This window comes from Streptomyces sp. NPDC057302 (assembly GCF_042667685.1).
Taxonomy (GTDB): Bacteria; Actinomycetota; Actinomycetes; order Streptomycetales; family Streptomycetaceae; genus Streptomyces.
Map to the genome: position 1 here is coordinate 20,923 of NZ_JBHUZJ010000089.1, position 16,314 is coordinate 37,236.

The 16,314-nt window shown below is 66.9% G+C and carries 13 protein-coding genes, 1 tRNA gene and 1 pseudogene; 12 read left to right on the plus strand and 3 right to left on the minus strand.

Annotated features, from left to right (window positions below):
- The first annotated feature begins 29 nt into the window (after nucleotides 1-29).
- Nucleotides 30-1,244 (plus strand): amidohydrolase family protein, encoded by a 1,215-nt coding sequence (locus tag ACFUPX_RS37910; RefSeq protein WP_383333131.1) that lies wholly within the window; start codon nucleotides 30-32, stop codon nucleotides 1,242-1,244.
- A gap of 422 nt (nucleotides 1,245-1,666) precedes the next feature.
- Here ACFUPX_RS37910 and ACFUPX_RS37915 read toward each other — a convergent pair whose 3' ends face one another.
- Together ACFUPX_RS37915 and ACFUPX_RS37920 are read right to left on the minus strand one after the other, a co-directional pair.
- A complete protein-coding gene (locus tag ACFUPX_RS37915) occupies nucleotides 1,667-2,671 on the minus strand; it encodes a YecA family protein (protein WP_383333133.1) in 1,005 nt (334 codons plus the stop codon).
- A 132-nt stretch (nucleotides 2,672-2,803) separates the two neighbouring features.
- A complete protein-coding gene (locus ACFUPX_RS37920; protein ID WP_383333135.1) occupies nucleotides 2,804-2,986 on the minus strand; it encodes a hypothetical protein in 183 nt (60 codons plus the stop codon).
- Nucleotides 2,987-4,117: 1,131 nt separating this feature from the next.
- On the opposite strand from ACFUPX_RS37920, the gene ACFUPX_RS37925 reads away from it, so the two are divergent.
- From ACFUPX_RS37925 to ACFUPX_RS37950, 6 genes and pseudogenes are all read left to right on the plus strand, one after another.
- Complete coding sequence (locus tag ACFUPX_RS37925; protein ID WP_383333137.1) at nucleotides 4,118-4,924, plus strand: SAVMC3_10250 family protein; 807 nt, start codon at nucleotides 4,118-4,120, stop codon at nucleotides 4,922-4,924.
- 164 nt (nucleotides 4,925-5,088) lie between these two features.
- Nucleotides 5,089-5,385, plus strand: a pseudogene (locus tag ACFUPX_RS37930) (helix-turn-helix domain-containing protein); the annotation flags it as partial.
- A gap of 214 nt (nucleotides 5,386-5,599) precedes the next feature.
- Nucleotides 5,600-5,932, plus strand: coding sequence for a hypothetical protein (locus tag ACFUPX_RS37935; protein WP_383333139.1), 333 nt, complete (start codon nucleotides 5,600-5,602; stop codon nucleotides 5,930-5,932).
- Nucleotides 5,933-5,945: 13 nt separating this feature from the next.
- Entirely contained in the window at nucleotides 5,946-7,457 is a 1,512-nt protein-coding gene (locus tag ACFUPX_RS37940) for a helix-turn-helix domain-containing protein (RefSeq protein WP_383333141.1), read from the plus strand.
- A complete protein-coding gene (locus ACFUPX_RS37945) occupies nucleotides 7,458-8,030 on the plus strand; it encodes a helix-turn-helix domain-containing protein (RefSeq protein ID WP_383333143.1) in 573 nt (190 codons plus the stop codon).
- A 58-nt stretch (nucleotides 8,031-8,088) separates the two neighbouring features.
- Nucleotides 8,089-8,162, plus strand: a tRNA-Met gene (locus tag ACFUPX_RS37950).
- Between the two features lie 366 nt (nucleotides 8,163-8,528).
- Here ACFUPX_RS37950 and ACFUPX_RS37955 read toward each other — a convergent pair.
- A complete protein-coding gene (locus ACFUPX_RS37955; protein WP_383333145.1) occupies nucleotides 8,529-9,221 on the minus strand; it encodes a hypothetical protein in 693 nt (230 codons plus the stop codon).
- A 179-nt stretch (nucleotides 9,222-9,400) separates the two neighbouring features.
- Between ACFUPX_RS37955 and ACFUPX_RS37960 the strand changes: the two genes are divergently transcribed.
- The 5 genes from ACFUPX_RS37960 (at nucleotide 9,401) to ACFUPX_RS37980 (ending at nucleotide 15,957) form a co-directional block, all read left to right on the plus strand.
- On the plus strand, nucleotides 9,401-10,141 hold the full coding sequence (locus tag ACFUPX_RS37960) for a hypothetical protein (protein WP_383333147.1): 741 nt from the start codon (nucleotides 9,401-9,403) through the stop codon (nucleotides 10,139-10,141).
- A gap of 469 nt (nucleotides 10,142-10,610) precedes the next feature.
- Nucleotides 10,611-11,747 carry a nucleoid-associated protein gene (locus ACFUPX_RS37965; protein ID WP_383333155.1) on the plus strand — a complete coding sequence of 379 codons (1,137 nt, stop codon included), beginning with the start codon at nucleotides 10,611-10,613 and terminating at the stop codon, nucleotides 11,745-11,747.
- A 40-nt stretch (nucleotides 11,748-11,787) separates the two neighbouring features.
- Complete coding sequence (locus tag ACFUPX_RS37970; protein ID WP_383333149.1) at nucleotides 11,788-12,777, plus strand: hypothetical protein; 990 nt, start codon at nucleotides 11,788-11,790, stop codon at nucleotides 12,775-12,777.
- Nucleotides 12,774-13,400: a hypothetical protein gene (locus tag ACFUPX_RS37975; protein ID WP_383333151.1), complete on the plus strand. Its 627-nt coding sequence runs from the start codon at nucleotides 12,774-12,776 to the stop codon at nucleotides 13,398-13,400. The genes ACFUPX_RS37970 and ACFUPX_RS37975 overlap by 4 nt, the downstream gene beginning before the upstream one ends.
- A gap of 79 nt (nucleotides 13,401-13,479) precedes the next feature.
- Nucleotides 13,480-15,957: a Helicase associated domain protein gene (locus tag ACFUPX_RS37980; RefSeq protein ID WP_383333153.1), complete on the plus strand. Its 2,478-nt coding sequence runs from the start codon at nucleotides 13,480-13,482 to the stop codon at nucleotides 15,955-15,957.
- Nucleotides 15,958-16,314 lie beyond the last annotated feature (357 nt).

A 16,314-nucleotide genomic window follows, 5' to 3' on the forward strand; every position in this document is an offset into this window, starting at 1 on the left:
GAAACGAACGAGGAAAGAGGCGGACTGCCATGGCGCTCACCGCGATCACCAACGCGCAGATCTTCGACGGAGAGAAGACGGTAGGCGCGCAGACCGTGGTCATCGACGGCGGGAGGATCGCCCGCATCGGTGGCGACGCTCCCGAGGGCAGCGAGATCGTCGACGGCAGCGGCGCCACACTGCTGCCCGGACTCATCGACGCCCATGTCCACTCCGCTCCGGGTTCCCTGGCGCTCGCCCTACGGTTCGGGGTGACAACCGAACTGGAGATGCAGGGGATGAACACCCGGGAGAACCGGGGACTTATCACCGACGACGACACCCTGGCTGACGTGCGCTCTTCCGGCTTTGCCATCACGCCGCCCGGTGGTCACCCCAGTGAGCTGATGCCGGAAGGGTTCCGGCCGAAGTGGGACCTTCCCCCGGTGATGCCCCTGATGCCGTTCTCCAGCACCCCCGAGGAAGCGGCAGCCTTCGTGCCCCAGCTCCTCGCCCGCGGATCCGACTTCATCAAGTTCATGATCGACGACGGCAGCGTGGAGGGGCACCCCGGGCTGCCCGCGCTCGACCAGGCCACCGTTAACGCCGGGGTCGCCGAAGCCAAGAAGTACGGCGCCCTGACCGTGGCCCACGCGCTGACCGCGGAGGCCACCAGGATGGCCGCCGAAGCCGGCGCCGACGGCCTCACCCACGTCTTCATGGATCAGCCGCATACCGCCGAGATCATCGGCATGATCAAGGACGCGGGCATGTTCGTCATTCCCTGCATCACTCTCAATGCCTCGATGATGGGACACACCGGCGGCGAACTCGCCGACGACCCCCGGGTCGCCGCACGCCTCGACAGCAAGTGGGACCAGACCCTGCGCTCCAGCTACAACCGCTACCCGCAGGGCAAACTCCACGACGTGTACGACACCGTGCGGGCACTGGACGCCGCCGGCGTCGACGTGCTGGCCGGCACCGACGTCTCCATGCCCGAGACGTTCTTCGGGGGCCTGGCACACGGGGCGAGCCTGCACCACGAACTGCAGTACCTGGTAGCGGCCGGCCTCACCCCCGCACGGGCCCTGCGCGCGGCCACGGCGAGCACAGCACGCCGCTTCCACCTCAGCGACCGCGGCCGCATCGCCGAGGGACTGCGCGCCGACCTTCTGCTGGTCGACGGCGACCCACTCAGCAACATCAGCGACACCCTCAACACCCGTGCCATCTGGCGCCGCGGCACCCGCCTGGCGGCATGACACAGCACTTGCCCCTCATGGAAAGACCCAACTGTCCGGTTCTTGTGTGCATTCTCAGTTCACTTGCGGCTGACTCGTCTCTATGACCTGCTGCGCAGCAAGTTGCTGAGGTTCAGTTTGAAGGGTGACGGTGTGCTGAGGCAGGTTCTGGCCTGCTGTGCAGCATGTTGAATGAGAGAGACGCAGATGTAGTGAGAATTCTGGTTGGCGTTGGGGCCGTCGGCGGGGGTGGAGCTGCGGCGGAGACGGGTCAACTGATGATCGTCGGGCTGTACGTTCCGGCGGCTCGGCCGGCAGGAGCGGCGTTCTGGTGTGGATCGTCTGGGGCGTCAGGACCGGCCGCTCACAGTGAAGCCGTCCTTGTGTCTTCCCGCGGTGCTGTGGACTCGAGCAGGGTGACAATCCGCGTCCGTCAGGTGCTGTCAACTGGGGGAGGTCCCCGCGGGGTGGCATCGACGGGCCTTGCGGCCTGACCCGCACGGGCAGGGCGCGTTCTTGGCGACGCTACGGCCGGGGCCTTCCGGGGGGTGCGGTCGGCCGCGGCTGACCATGCTCTCTCCACGGGTGCGCCAGCGCTGCAGCGGAACGGGAAACCTCCCGCCGTGTTCGAGCACCCATGGGCCGACGGCGCTGAATGCCTCATCGCGTGCACCCGCGGAGAACTCGCGGATCTCCTGCTCGGTCCCCCTCAGCAGCAGCCCGGCAACGGTGGGGTAGTGCTCGCCCTGGAAGGCATTCAACCCCTGCAGTTTGAAGATGTCCTTCGCGAAGGCTGCCCCCGCGGCGAGCGCTGCTCCCGTGACGACATCGCCCTCACCATCGTCGTCGACCCGGTTGAACAACCGGACGAGGACGTCCTCCCCGCCGGCGACGGGCAGCTCCTCCTCGCATGCCAAGGCCTCGGCGAACCGGTCCCGAACCTCGTCGGCTTCGTGATAGGAGAATTCCTCCGCCTGTCCGCGGTGTTCGAAGTGCAGGGTGTAAACGCCGGGCTGCAGCCCCGACTCATGCACGGTCACCGCACTGGTCGCCTCGAATCCCGCGAATCGCACCACGCCCTCCCGCACCATGCCCTTGCGGGCTTCATCCCCGAGCCGTGAGCGGGACGAGAAGAGGTAGGGGCAGACCTGAGCCGCGTACAGTGCGCATACCTCGTGCACTGGCGCCTCTCCGCTGACGACCGTCGAGGGCAACGGCCCTTTTTCGAGAACCGTTTGCCAGCGCAGTTCGTTGGCAAAGGGCAGCCCGCACACGGCGCACCAGTCGAACGTGGCCAGTGCCAGCTTCCGCCGCTCGTTGATAGAACCGAAGTTCACCTCCCGGGGGCTGCGTTCCACCGTTGCGATTACTGGATAGCCGCGACGGTCGACCGTCAGATGCTTCATCCTGCGGGGCAGGACGACCGTGTCCTGCGGCGTATGACTCATTTCAACCCCCTGCAACCGGCGTCGGCGTACGCGCGGCGCCACCCCTGTGAACACGAGATCATCTTGCCCGGTAGCCAGCAGATCCGATGCCCTTTCCCGCTGGAGTTCTGTATTCCAGTGCTGAAGGCGGCGCTATCCGGCCCAGTGCGGGTGCTGGGAGATGAGCATGCGCGCCAGACCGGCGGCGACTTCCCGGGCGCCGGTGGTCAGTGCGGCGAGGGTGACTGCCTCGTCGGCTTCGGTGAGCGTCGGCTTTCGGGCTCCGGTCCTGGGGACCGGAGGCGGAGTTGTAGCCTTGCGGCAGGCCGAGCGCATCGGCCCACGCCGAGGGGTCGCCCCATGAACGGCCCCTTGTTTTCGCGGCGAAGGTGCCCGGACCAAGTTCCGGCGAGGCTGCATCAAATGCGCGAGCTGCACGGTGTGCAGCAGGCTTCACCACTGCTCGCATGTCACTCGACGCCGCGGTCATGGGGCAGCGCGCGGCGGGACTTGAAGTCATGTCATGCCCAAGGAACACGCCCGCAAGAGCAGCGCCCGTCGGCGGGCGCCCGCACCGGATCCTCCTACACTTCCGCCAACGCCCGTACTGTGCACGAAGCTCCCACTCCTACCGTCTGGCTGGCGGGACGGCCCTGGCCACACGGACTCGAGCAGGTCCTGTGCGACGGCGAACGGCACTGGCGGTGGTGTGCTGGCGTATGTGAGGACCGCCGCACTCCGCATGACCCGCCCGACAGTTGACGTCCTGCGCCTGCTGCTCTCGGCGTCAAAGGGTGATCCGCTCTGGGGAGTGAGGATTAGCGAACTCGCCGATCTGGGGAAGAGCACGGTCTCGCAGATCCTGACCCGGCTTACTGCTCTGGGCTGGCTCACACTTTGCGAAGAGGACGGGCCCCGCCCAGGCCGCCCCGCGGGTGTTCCACACGATGTCGCGCAAGGGACGTCGCCAGGCCACCACCGCACGCGGGATGCACGCGGACACGAGCGGGCCGGCCCGCTCGTCCCAGTCGCCAACAACCCCTGCGCGACAGTCCATCGGGCACGCCCATCGCACCACCCCTGAACCTGGCACGCCATCCGCTCCCCGAAACCCCACACGCTGCAGCGCACCACGCACGAAGAGCAGGCCGCGGCGCGTACCGGAGCCGATGGGCCATTCCGTGAGGGTGACGTCCGTCCCCGAACACCTGACTGCGCTTACCGAGGTACTCACCACACTGAATGGCGTCAACCAGAGCCTCACCAGGAGTGTGTTCGCGCGGGCCGCTGCAGGCCCAACCCATGCGGAGCAGTACGAGAAGGTCGTGCGGTCCATCATCAAGCAGAGCAGTGAGTTGTGCAGCTGAGCTTTCTCATCTTCTGGGCGTAGTTCAGTCCTGACCCATGGTTCGCTCGTTCTTGATCCTGGGACCGGCAACGACGACAAAGCGATCCGGAGGTGGGGGAATGCGGGAGCTGCAGTATCTGTCCATGGCGAAGCTCGATGACTTTCACGAGCGGCCACGAAAGAGGTTCACGAATCGGGCCGTTGAGGCCGAAGCCAATGTGATGGGTTCGGGCGGTCGCGTCGCTGTGGGGGAGGGCGCGGTCGGGGAGCGCACGCCCGTTGAACGCCTGGAGCGCGTTCTGGAGCATCTGGAGGAGCAGTGCTGGGCGCGCTCATGGGAGCCCGCGGCGTGCGGGCACCTTGGCGTCGATGCCTGGCTGGAGTTCCGCGGCCCGTTCCGCTATGGCGCCGCAGCCAGCGACGTCGGATTCCACGACCGTGGCGTCTTCGCCTATGCATCTCTAGAGGAGGGCCACTGCCCACACCACGATGGTGAGTTCTGCCCCAATATCGAGCTGCTGCTTTGCGGCTCGAAGCAGCATGTACGGGATCACCGTGATCATCCGCCGACCAGGATGGGATCCGGGTCGGATTGGCTGCATGCCATGGCAGCCGATCTGGTCCAGCGAGAGACACGTGGGGACACGACGTCTCCTGAGACGCTGGCCTCGACCAGGCTGAGCGATCAGGAGTTCGCGTCCAGGTCCGCCTTCTCCATGATCTCTCACTTCTACCGGACTCCCGGGTACCTGCGCGGGCATGCCCGCGTGCTGTGCAACTTCCCGCCGGAGCGGCTGCGGCACCGGATGATCGTGGCAACCCCTTTGTACGTGGAGGTCGGGGTGCAGCCGGCTCCGCCGACCACGCCGATTTCTGAAGCCGGGGAGACTGCGCGCCACCGGCGCTGGTGGCGATCACAACGCTGAGCTGGAGTCAGGGAGCTCACAAGCGGCGGTGAGGACCAACTCGCCGCACGCTCAGTCTGAACACCGAGTCGATCATGTAGTGCCGCATCAGGCATCGTTCGCCCCGCTGTGACTCGCCGTCTGGGTTCAGGTCCCGGGCGGCATGCATCGGCGACGCCGTTCTGGTGGCTGAACGGGTACGGGAGATCGATAACGACGAAGGTGCGCGGCTGTTGCGGATCATCCGCCGGGGTACCGGGTCGGTAGTGACCTCGCGGCGGGCCCGTATGGTGCCGCTGTCCGCGCAGGGCATGCCCGCCGACAAGATGGATGAGGTCACGTTCACCGGCCCGGACCGGGTCCGCAACGTGATCCACAACTTCGACTCGCTCTACCCCAGGTACCGAGGCGGCAGTCCAAGGACGTTCACGCTGCCCGAGCGGCGCGAGATCAAGAAGATCGCCAAGTCCAAGCTGGCCGAGACCTCGTGGCAGGTGGAGCAGGTTCCGGTGCGGATGCCGCGCAGTACTTCGTTGACGCCTTGGCCATGGCGTGTGCCTCCTTCGCGTCGAGGGGCTGAGCAGTGAAGGTGCTGGAACCAATTAAGTTGGGTACTTCCAAACTTGTTGCGAAGTTTCACGCTCGGATGGTAACTTGGTGACAAGTTGAAGAGTTCAGGTTCTGGGAGGCGGACGGGTGTTGCAGATCCAGATCGGTCCCGAGCGTGAGGCGGGTCCGGACGACATGCTCGGGCGGTCGACCATCGGATGGCGCTCTGGCATGAGTGAGGACGAGGCATGGCAGGCCGGCCGCGGTATCTGGAAGTTCAACGCCGACCGCGCGCTGTCCCAGGACGAGGTCCAGATCATCAACGCCGAAGGCACTGTCCTCGCCGTGGCGACGATCACCGGGATCTCCAAGCACGGTAACCGCTATGCCCTCCAGGGAGAGCTGCTGCGCGGCGACGACCGTGTCGGCCGTGCCACCAAGAGTCCGCACCTGTCACGCAACCCCGTCACCTACATCTGAAGGGAGCGTTCCGGTGAGTGATTTCGACGCGATCGACTCGCTCCTCGCCTCTGTCGGCCCGCAGACCGACCTCCCAGACGCCCAGGCCCGCCGCGCTTTGCGCGAGCAGGCTCAGCTGTCCAAGGCGCAGGTTGCCCGCGCCCTCGGGGTGAGCCCTTCCACGGTCAGCGCCTGGGAAGCTGGCCGGGATCCTGCCGGCGAGGTGCGCGTCAAGTACGCCTACCTCCTGGACGGGTTGAGCGCCAAGCTCGCTGCCGACACCATGCCCGAAACCGAGCCGGCGGTGGAGTCCACTGCGGCCGAGCCCGTCGCAGCGGATGCCGCCGCTGCGGCCGAGCCCGAGCCCGAGGGCGGGGACGAAGTCGAGGTACTCACCGTGCCGGAGCCGTGTGTGCTGTGCGGGCGTCCGGCCGGGCGGCGGGTGGAGGGCTTCGCTCAGCACCTGGACCCAGCCGAATGCCAGGACAGCACAGTCGAGGCGCAGCCAGCCCCGGTTGCCGACCGGTCCGCCCCGGCCTCGAAGCCGTCGGAGCGTGCCAAGGGCCCGGCCCGCCGGGTATTCCAGGAGCCGTCAGGCCCGGTGGGCTTGATCCATGCGGCGGTTGAGGGAGCGCTCGCCGAGCACCAGGGCGATGTGGAAGCGGCCACCGCGGCGCTGTTGAAGAAGGCGATCGGGGACGCGATGCGCTTGCTGGACGAGACCCGCAAGGGCGCCAGATACGACGTGATCGCCCACCCCGCAATTCCCGACATCCTGAAGAAGCAGACCTCCCGGGGCGCGGACCAGATCTGGGAGGCCCGCCCCAAGTGGACCCGCGCCGAACTGCCGCCCGGCGTTCATGAGGTGACGGCACTGGACATCAACGGCGCCTATCTGTCCGCCCTCAAGACTCATCTGCCGCTCGGGCAGCTCGAGCACACCACCGGCATGCCGCACGACCGCCGCCGCGCCGGAGTCCACCTGATCACCCCACCCGCCTGGGAGTACGACGCCGTGCTGCCCAACCCGATCGGCGAGCGCGACGAACCCGGACCCCTATGGGTCACCGAACCCACCCTGCGTCTCCTGCTGCGCCTGTCCAGCCCGAAGTACGGGCTGTGCGAGGCGCCGGAAGTCCACGAATCCTACACTTCGGGGGCGACGGAGAACCTGCTGGAGAAGTTCCGCATCACGCTCAAGGACGCCCGCGACACCGGCATCGCCGACGGCGACGCGGTCACCCTGGAGTACGTGAAGGCGATGTACTCGAAGTTCGTCTCCACCATGGGGGAGTCGAACTACAACCGGGAGCTGTATCGGCCGGACTGGATGCACATCATCCGCTCCCAGGCCTTCGCCAACCTCTGGATGAAGGCGCTCAAAGCCCACGACGAAGGACTCGCCGTCGTCCGCGCGATGGGCACCGACGAACTCCACGTCATCGGCGACTGGCGCCGTGTCTTTCCCGAAGGCCGCGGGGTTACCGAGGTCAAGGTTAAAGACCTCTACACCGCGGGCATCGACACGATGGGGGAGGAGCAGTAGATGCCGGAGAGGAACAGCGACTTCGGAAGGTTCGGCGCGAGCGGCGTCAGGGGAAGCGAACTCGTCGGGCGGAAGCTCGACGACCTCGCCGGCGGCATCGCCACCCCCGTCACGGCGAAGCGCGGTCTGATGGCGCGCCTGAACTATCTGACGAGGTCCGACCACGCCCGTCAGGCCGCGAAGGATGCCGGGCTGACGGTGACCGACCGCACGCTCAAGGCGTGGCTGGAGGGCAAGCGCCACCCCTCGGGGAAGAACCTGAAGAAGATCGACGATGCCTACCGGGTGGTGCGCCGACAGAACGTGGCCCGGCACCTGCTCAAGCGCCTCAACGCGAACGGCGGCACCAGGGTGGAGATCCACCCCCTCAACCAGTCCGGCGTCGCCCGCCCGCTGCAGCGCGACGTTCCCTTCCGGCACATGAACGTGCGCCGCTGGGACCGGATCGTCGGCGCGTGGGCGGCCGGTGACCACCACGGCTTGGACGCGGCCTGGACCGACGACATCCTGCCTGATCTGGGATCCCAGTACGGAGCGTACGAGTACTGCACCAACGTCGGCTTCGCTGCATAGCCCCTGGCCGGAGGTGGTCTACGGACCTCGCAGGATGGCGTACGGTTGGCGTCACCGACGCGGGGTGGAGCAGCTCGGTAGCTCGCTGGGCTCATAACCCAGAGGTCGCAGGTTCAAATCCTGTCCCCGCTACTGCCGAGCAGGGGCCGGATCCATTAGAGGATCCGGCCCCTGTCGCATTTCAGGGGCGCCCGCCAGTTGCGTGCCCGCTGGGCTACGTGTGCGAGTGCCCGGCACGGCGTGCGAGCGGCCCGCGTACTCGTTGGTGGTGAAGGCCCGGCCGAGCTTGTCGACGAAGACGCGACGGCGGACACCCTCTTCCGCCCCTCGGCCACCAAGAGGCAGCGGACACCGCCGTCACCCTGGTCGCCGGACTCCAGGTGTGCTGGACAGACTTCCTCTACCAGTGACCGGCCCCTGGCCTCACCGCGCTCGCCCCCTGGATTCCCGTTTCCCGGTGCGGTGTCAGTGCCCGCTTCTAGTCTCTCTGCCATGACATCAGCGAGGCCCAAACGGCCGGTCACCGAGCTCCCGGGCGACCCCGCCCGTCTTCACCTCCACTACGGTCACGGACACCCTGCGGTGCCCTACGACTTTGAGGACACGCTGGAATCCTGGTACGTCGCGGTCACCTACGGGCAGGCGGGCGACGAGTAGTGGGGCGACGAAGAGGACGGGGACAGCCACGCTCCGGCTGCGGGTACCGAGGTCGGGCACCTCATCCTGTGGAGGCTGCGTGACTACACCGGCGACAACCGATGGGAGGCGGCGGACGCCGAGTCCGGCGATCTCGAGGTCATTGCTTCCGCTGTCCTGGGCCGATCCGGACGCGACGGCTATAGCGCTGCGTTCGAGAAAGCGGTCACTCATCCTGTCGGCGATCTGCTGCTCCTCGACCGCGTCAGCCTCGACAAGGCGTGGAGGGGCTTCGGACTGGGCCCGGCTCTGGCGGCCGAAGCGATCCGCCGTCTGTCCGGGGGCTGCTGCGCGGTCGCGGTCTATCCGGCCATGGGTGAGTACCCCGAAGACCGTGGGCAGATCACCGAGGCATATCGCCGTCAGGTGAAGAAGAAGGTCGCCGCACTGTGGGAGAGCATCGGCTTTCAGCCGTTCCGCCGTGGCGTGTGGCTCCTGGACACCGCTCTGCGCCAGCCAGAGGAGCTCATACGGGCTCGCCGTGCCGAACTGCACGCGCTCAGCGCAGCCTTCCAGCGGTCCGGCCCGCCTGAGAGCGGCCCGGCGGACGGCGTGACTACGAGAGAAAGTGGCACCCAGGCGCCGGGGACCGGCCTGGACTGAATTCTCGCAGGCACTGCACCGCGCGGCTGTACAGGAACACCGAAGATTCGAATCGAGGAGTGCGGAGAACCATGGGGGAGAGGCAGCCGGTGGACGAGGACATCCAGGACACACTGGACTGGGCGCGGCAGCGCCTTGAGGAAATGGGTGTCTTCGAGACGCAGGACGGACTGCGGTGGGCGGCGGCCCACGGTCTCGTCCTGTCCGTCTGGCGCAACGGTCCGATCGAGGACGCGCACGCCTCTCGACCCACCAGCCGACGCAAGGCATTGCCCGACGGGACGATGTTCGCCCGCAACACCTGGCTCACCCGGCAGGCGTTCGACGTCCTGGGCTCCGACGACCCGTTCCGTCTTTACGCACTGGAGGACCTGATCCTGGACCGGGACATGGTCTGGCCGGGATGCGAGGGGACTCTGAAGGACTTCGGCTGGGGATTTCTCGGAGAGATCAAGAAACAGGTGAAACAGTACATAGACATGTTCAGGCACTTCGAGAAGCGACTACCGCCGGACGACTTCCTCGTCTTCGCTGGCGCTCCCCGCATCGGGACCAGCAGCCGCCACTACGGTATGCCGAAATGGCCTGCCTGCGTAGAAGCGGCGATGCGCCGACTGCGCGGCGAGGACGAGGATTTCCTGCACGAATGGGGTGACCTGATGACCCGTATCGGCCCCGCCCCCGCTCCCGTCACCGCGGACCTCGGGGCAATCCGGAAACTGCTGCTGGAATCTCCGTGGGAACTGGGCGACGAGAACTTGGGCTGGTTCGCCTGGAACCCGATCCTGGAACCACCTGACACGACACTCTAGGCGCGAGGCGGCAGCAGTCACCGCGACCATGCATGCCTTCTCCATGTGGTGATAAGCCCGCCTGGTCTGGAGTTCGCCCCGGCCGCTTCAACCACTACTCAGCTTCGCAGGACAGGCCCATAGAAGATCCTCCTCTGTGCCGATCCCGGCACAGCCAGCTCACACATGCCCTGGCCGGCCATTGAAGTTCAGCCACCACTCCCGGTATCCCGACCGTGGCCTCTGCACGCCCCGTTACGATGAGCGACACAATTGTTGGCACGTGACACGAGCAGGCCCGGAACTGGCCTGACTTGCCGCAGGCCAGGTGATACCGCACGGGCGTACGCCGCGGAACGGGGCCAACTCCGCTCCGGGCCTCGCCTGGCGACAGTGCGTCCGGCCTACGGGGGTGCGGGCGGGATGCGTGGGGTGGGCAGTGCGGACCGACTTCGGGGACCTCGTCGTGGACCAGGCCATTGTCCACATAGTGCCCAAGCGTGCCCAGGACGAGGAGCTCCCTCTGCTCCAGCTCAGCCAGACGTTCTGCCGCCTGGACGAAGACGTGCGCTACGAACTCCAGGGCAAACTGCGTGACGTTTTTGCCCGCCTGGGGCGCGAGGTCATCGAGGACCCGGAACTCAAGTCCCCCCTGCCCGACGCGGTCCGCGCCTTCCTCGGCGGCGAACAGAACCTCGTCCAAGTCTCCGGGGAGCTGGCACACGCACTGCGCGACAGCCAAGGAGGAAACAGCCCGGCCGGGCTCCTCCTGGTCGCCTCCGCCCGCCTGGACGGCCAGCAGGCGCTGCTGATGGTCAAACTCGAGCACGAGACCGGCATGCAGACCAACGAGATCGTCACCGACGGCCTGCGCACCTTCGCCATGCAGTACCTCGATGACCTCCTGCTCACCCAGAAATCCAAGGTGTACAAAGTGGCCCTCTTCTCCGAAGAGGGGCTGGCTGAACCAGGGCTTCAGGGATGGGCTGCAGACCCCCAGACATCGGGCAAGGACGTGGCCCGCTTCTTCCTCGAAAAGTTCCTGGGCTGTCGGCACCAAAACGACCCCAGGGAACTGACCCGCCGCTTCCACGACACCGCCATGAACTGGGTCAACAGCCGCAGCACGGACTCAGACACCCGTATGAACTACGTCCTGGCCACCATGGTCGAGCTCCAGAGTCCCACCCCGACACTGGACCCCACGGAGTTCATCCGCACCCACTTGCGCGACGCGCACCAAGCCGACCTTGCCGCATTCCTCGCTGAGAACGACGTCCCTATCGGCACCTTCGAGAAGAACACCGAGCTCATCAGCAACAGGCTCCAGAAGATGCGAGTGGACCTGTCCAACGGTGCCTTCCTCGTCGCCCCGGTAGAAGCCATGCAGGACGGAACCATCCAAGTAGAGGACCTCGGCGACGGCCGGACGACGGTGACCGTCACCTCGACCGTCACCAAGACCAGCAGCGGAGCAACAGCGGGCCGCCCTCCCAAACCACCCGCGCAGCGCCATGAGCTCCCCACCCAGGCCGAGACACTTCCTGGATTCGAGACAATCCACGCCCTCCCCAAACAGGCCACACCTGCCCACAATGGACACGCGCTCCCACCGGCCCAGACGTGACGTTCCGCGGCGCCCTCCCCAACACCCGGCTGAGGCAGCCATGCCCCTGAGCGCCGATGAGGCCTTCCAGCGCTACCAACACGAACGACCCCGCATCGAAGAGGCGGCCGAGGCGACCAAGGCGCACGTGGAGCACCACACCGCCCTCCACGGGATCCCCTGCGAGGTGACCGCCCGCGCCAAGGAGGTCAGCAGCTTCAACACGAAGATATACCGCAAGGGCTACACCGACCCCTGGAAGGAAATCACCGACAAGGCCGGCCTACGCGTCATCGTGCCCCACAGCGGTCTGCTCGACCCTGCCCTGGAAATGATCAAAAAGTGCCTCGACGTCCGGTGGGTAGAGGACGACCGAGACACTCCCGGCGACGAGGACCGCCTGCGCTACCCCCGCCTGCACATCCAAGCGGCCATGGTCGGCGGGCAAGAGGACCCCGACGGTGTCCCGTACGACTGCGAGATCCAACTGCGCACTGAGGCAGTCGACCTGTGGTCACGCATGTCCCACAAGCTCCTCTACAAGCCCGGCAAGGACGCACCCCCCGATGTCAGACGCTCGCTGTACCGTCTGATTGCCCTGGTCGAACTATTCGACCTCGAGGTCGAACGGGGGGTAGAAGCCATGGCCAAGCACCCCGAACTCGCCCGCAGTAACCAACTCCTCGACATTGCCGAACAGGTCTACCGCACCTTCACCGACCACCCCTACAGCACAGACCTCTCCCACGACGTCATCGAAGTCCTGGCCCAGACCATCGACGACACCGCCACCTACAGCGAGCAGTTAACTCAGTTCACTGAACGCTTCCGCGAGCGACTCGAACGGAACTACACCCATTACGGCCCCACCAGCGCCCTCTTCCTTGAGCACGGGCGCTACCTGCTGGCCAGCCAGCCCGAAAGCTTGATCATCTTTGAACGGCTGTCCAATGTCCGCTCGCGGTTCGACCTTCACATTGCCTGGAAGCACAGCGAGCTACCGGACAGCATGCTCACCGACATGGCACAGATCTGGGGGGTTGCCCTATGACCAACCAAGCACAACCACAGCCCCCAGCTCTTGCGGCTGCCACCGCCATGTTCGTCGAGGTCCTCGTCGTCGGCATCGGCACGCTCACCGCGGCTGTACTGCTCCTTATCGCACTCATAGGCCCAGCCACCACCGCCAAGCTCGCCCCGATAGCGGGCTCATCAGCGACTGCCGCAGTAGGACTCGCCGTCGCCTACGCCCTCGGCATCCTCATCGACCGGGCTGCCGACACGGCCCTCACACCTCACCGCCGCCGCCTGCGTACCCACTTCTTCTCGACCACCGCCGCCTACACCCAAGCACGCCTGCGCTTGGCAGACTTCCCGGTCCTGGCCGCCCGGGCGGACTACACACGCTCCCGCATGCGCATCTGCCGCGGATGGCTTTTCAACACCATGGCCCTGACCCTCACCGCAGACCTGACCATGCTGCGCTACTCCTTCGAGCACCGCCCATTCATCCTGGGCGCTACCACCGCCCTCGGCGCAGCGACCGCCTTCGGCTTCTACCGCGCCTGGCGCTCCCTCACTACGACCGGCTACCGCAAACTCGCCGAACAGACCGTACCCGCCACCACCCCACCAGTACCCGTCCCGTATCAACCCGGCACCACACCACCCTGAGATACCCCCGCACAGCCTGTGCCGAGTGAGGGAGGATGGGCACGACCGTGCCGCCGTGAGCCCGAGGTTATCCATGGTGATGCCCCCAAGCCCCAGTCCCCAGCCCGCGGCCCCGCGCCCCGCCTCTCACCCCAACACCCCCCGTCGGGTGCTGCGGCCGGATCAGCAGGCGGCGGTGGACAGCGGGGTACGCGGGCTGAGGAAGCCGGGTGCGCGCGGCCACATGGTCTCCGCGTGCGGCACCGGCAAGACGCTGATCGCGCTGCGCACCGCCGAGGAGCTAGATACCGCCCGTCTCCTCATCGCCGTACCGTCTCTGGACCTGATCGGCCAGTGGGCCCAGGCCGCTCGCGCGGACGGCCGCACAGAGCCGCTGATGGCCATCTCCTCGCTGCGCGCGGACAAGCATCCCCTGCTCGCAAAGGCGGGAGCGGTGAGTACGGGTTCGGGTGCGTTCCTGGCGTACTGGCTTAGTCGGCACGAGACGGCGACCGTGTTCGTCACCCTGGACTCCCTGCCCCGGATCGAGGAGACCCAGCGCTCCTCCTTCCCCGCACCCGTCTTCGATCTGCTGATCGTGGACGAGGCGCACCGCACCGCAGGCAGCTGGGACAAACACTGGACGACCCTGCACGACAACCAGCGCATCCCTGCCGACCGCCGTCTCTACCTGACCGCCACCCCCTACGAGTGGGAAGCCCCCCGCCTGGCCGAAGCCCCGGACCAGCGCCCCCAACCAAAGCGCACCGCCGCGACCGCGCCTGCGTGGGAGGCCCCCTCACTGATCGCCTCCATGGACGACCCCAAGGTTTTCGGGAAACGCCTGCACACCTACTCCCACGCCGACGCCATCGACGACGGCGTCCTGGCCGACTACCAGCTCCTCATCCCCACAGTCACCGACACCGACCTGCGCACCGTCCTGACCGACCCAGACCTGCGCACCAGCTTCGGCCCCAACGCCCGACGGACCACAGCGCTGCACCTGGCCGTCCTCAAGGCCATGAACGACCACGACCTCCACCATGTGATCGTCTACTTCCAGCAGGTCGCCGACGCAGCCGACTTCGCCCGCCAGTTCGCCCACACCCTGCGCACCCTCCGCAAAGAGCAGCGCCCCGCCTGGGCCGCGGACCTGGTCGTGCAGTCGATCAACGGCACCCACACCCCCGACCAGCGCCAGAAGATCCAGGGCCGCTTCATCACCGCCAACCACGGCATCCTGACCAACGCCCAGGTCCTGGGCGAGGGTATCGACCTGCCGGCCGTGGACGCCGTCGTCTTCGCCGACCGCACCGCCAGCGTGCGCCGCATCGTCCAGTCCCTCGGCCGCGCCCTGCGCAAGCCCCCGACCGTCGACCACAAGACAGCCAGCCTGGTCATCCCCGCCCACATCCCGCCCGGCGCCGACCCCACCGACCTCCTGGGCACCCCCTACGAGGCGCTGTGGCTCGTCACCGCAGCCCTACGCCGCCACGACCAGACCATCGCCACCCGCGCCCCCAGAAAGAACACCAAGCACCGCCTGGACCGCGACACCCACCGACTCCTCGCGCGCCGCTTCCGCTTCGACTTCACCCTCGACCCTGAACACATCGCCCGCACAATGGACCTCATCGCCTGGCCCGCCACCGGCGCAGCCCTCTCCCAACCCCGCCGCGCCGGATTGGCCGCCGCCATCCGCTACCACGAAGAACACCATCACCTACGCGTCCCCGCCGACTTCGAAGACGCCTACGGCTACCGCCTCGGCGCCTTCATCACCGGGCAACGCACCGCCTACCATCAGGGCGCTCTCGACTCCGGCTGGATCTCCGAACTCGAAGACCTCGGCATGGTCTGGGACGACAACGAAGCCGCCTGGCAAGCCAACCTGGCCACCCTCGAAGCCTTCCAAGAAGAACACGGCCACCTCGCCATCCCCGCCACCGCCCCCGGCGGCCAGTTCCTCGTCAACTGCCGCGGCCTCGCCCGCAAACAACTCCTCAACCCCGACCGCGAAGCCCAACTCACCGCCCTCGACCCCACCTGGACGCTTCCGTACGGCCCGGACTGGCACCGCAAATACCACCTCCTGCACCACCACATCGAGGCCGGCAACCACCCAGCCACGCTGCGCCGCGACACGATGGTCGGCGGAGTGAAAGCCGGATCCTGGCTACACCGCCAGTTCACTACCTGGTCCCAGCTCGACCCCGGCCAACGCGATCTCCTCACCCGCCTCGGCCTGACCCCCGGCCAGATCCAGCTCTCCACCCCCAAGGCCGCTATCCCGTCCACCGGTCCACGGCGCCGCCGTTCCTTCGAGCAGCACACGACGCTGCTCCGGGCCTTCGTTGAGCGGCACGGCCGACCGCCCGGCGCCCGGGAGTGGATCGAGGCGGACGGCGAGCGCGTCATGATCGGCCCGTGGCTGTCCAAGACGCGCACCAAGCATAAGGACGATCAACTAGCCGAAGAGCAAAGTAAGTTGATGCAAGAGATCCTCCGCGAGAACTGGACCGCACCCTCCAGCACGGCCGGGGAGGACTGCCCCGATCTCCCGGAGATCAGTTAGATTTTTCTGCATCCAAAGAGCAGAGGAACGGCGCCAACTTGGCTACGATGAGACCCAGAGGGTGAACCTTCCTGCACCTTGGGAGAGTGCCCAACGGTACGACCGTCACAGCTCAGGTCGCGAGGGGGTCCCCCACCTCGGGACCGCCGAGTTAAGAAGACGACGGACCGTCAGACCCCCTATCTTAGCTGCGATTTAAGGAATCCGCGGAGCGGATTCCCGCTAGGCCGAATCGCGGAGCGATTCGAGCCGTGGCCGACGGAGTTGGCCACGGCGGCCACGGAGTGGCCGGCCAGCAGCGCGGAGCGCTGTGTCTCTTCCGCCGCGTAGCGGCGGCGCGTCGTGTCTGCGGAGCAG

What these genes read in the sequence shown, in the direction of transcription:
- ACFUPX_RS37945 (WP_383333143.1), top strand. Translation starts at nt 7,458, where the DNA reads ATGCCGGAGAGGAACAGCGACTTCGGAAGGTTCGGCGCGAGCGGCGTC.
- ACFUPX_RS37925 (WP_383333137.1), top strand. Translation starts at nt 4,118, where the DNA reads ATGCGGGAGCTGCAGTATCTGTCCATGGCGAAGCTCGATGACTTTCAC.
- ACFUPX_RS37975 (WP_383333151.1), top strand. Translation starts at nt 12,774, where the DNA reads ATGACCAACCAAGCACAACCACAGCCCCCAGCTCTTGCGGCTGCCACC.
- ACFUPX_RS37915 (WP_383333133.1), bottom strand. Translation starts at nt 2,671, where the DNA reads ATGAGTCATACGCCGCAGGACACGGTCGTCCTGCCCCGCAGGATGAAG.
- ACFUPX_RS37910 (WP_383333131.1), top strand. Translation starts at nt 30, where the DNA reads ATGGCGCTCACCGCGATCACCAACGCGCAGATCTTCGACGGAGAGAAG.
- ACFUPX_RS37960 (WP_383333147.1), top strand. Translation starts at nt 9,401, where the DNA reads ATGGGGGAGAGGCAGCCGGTGGACGAGGACATCCAGGACACACTGGAC.
- ACFUPX_RS37980 (WP_383333153.1), top strand. Translation starts at nt 13,480, where the DNA reads ATGCCCCCAAGCCCCAGTCCCCAGCCCGCGGCCCCGCGCCCCGCCTCT.
- ACFUPX_RS37970 (WP_383333149.1), top strand. Translation starts at nt 11,788, where the DNA reads ATGCCCCTGAGCGCCGATGAGGCCTTCCAGCGCTACCAACACGAACGA.
- ACFUPX_RS37920 (WP_383333135.1), bottom strand. Translation starts at nt 2,986, where the DNA reads ATGCGCTCGGCCTGCCGCAAGGCTACAACTCCGCCTCCGGTCCCCAGG.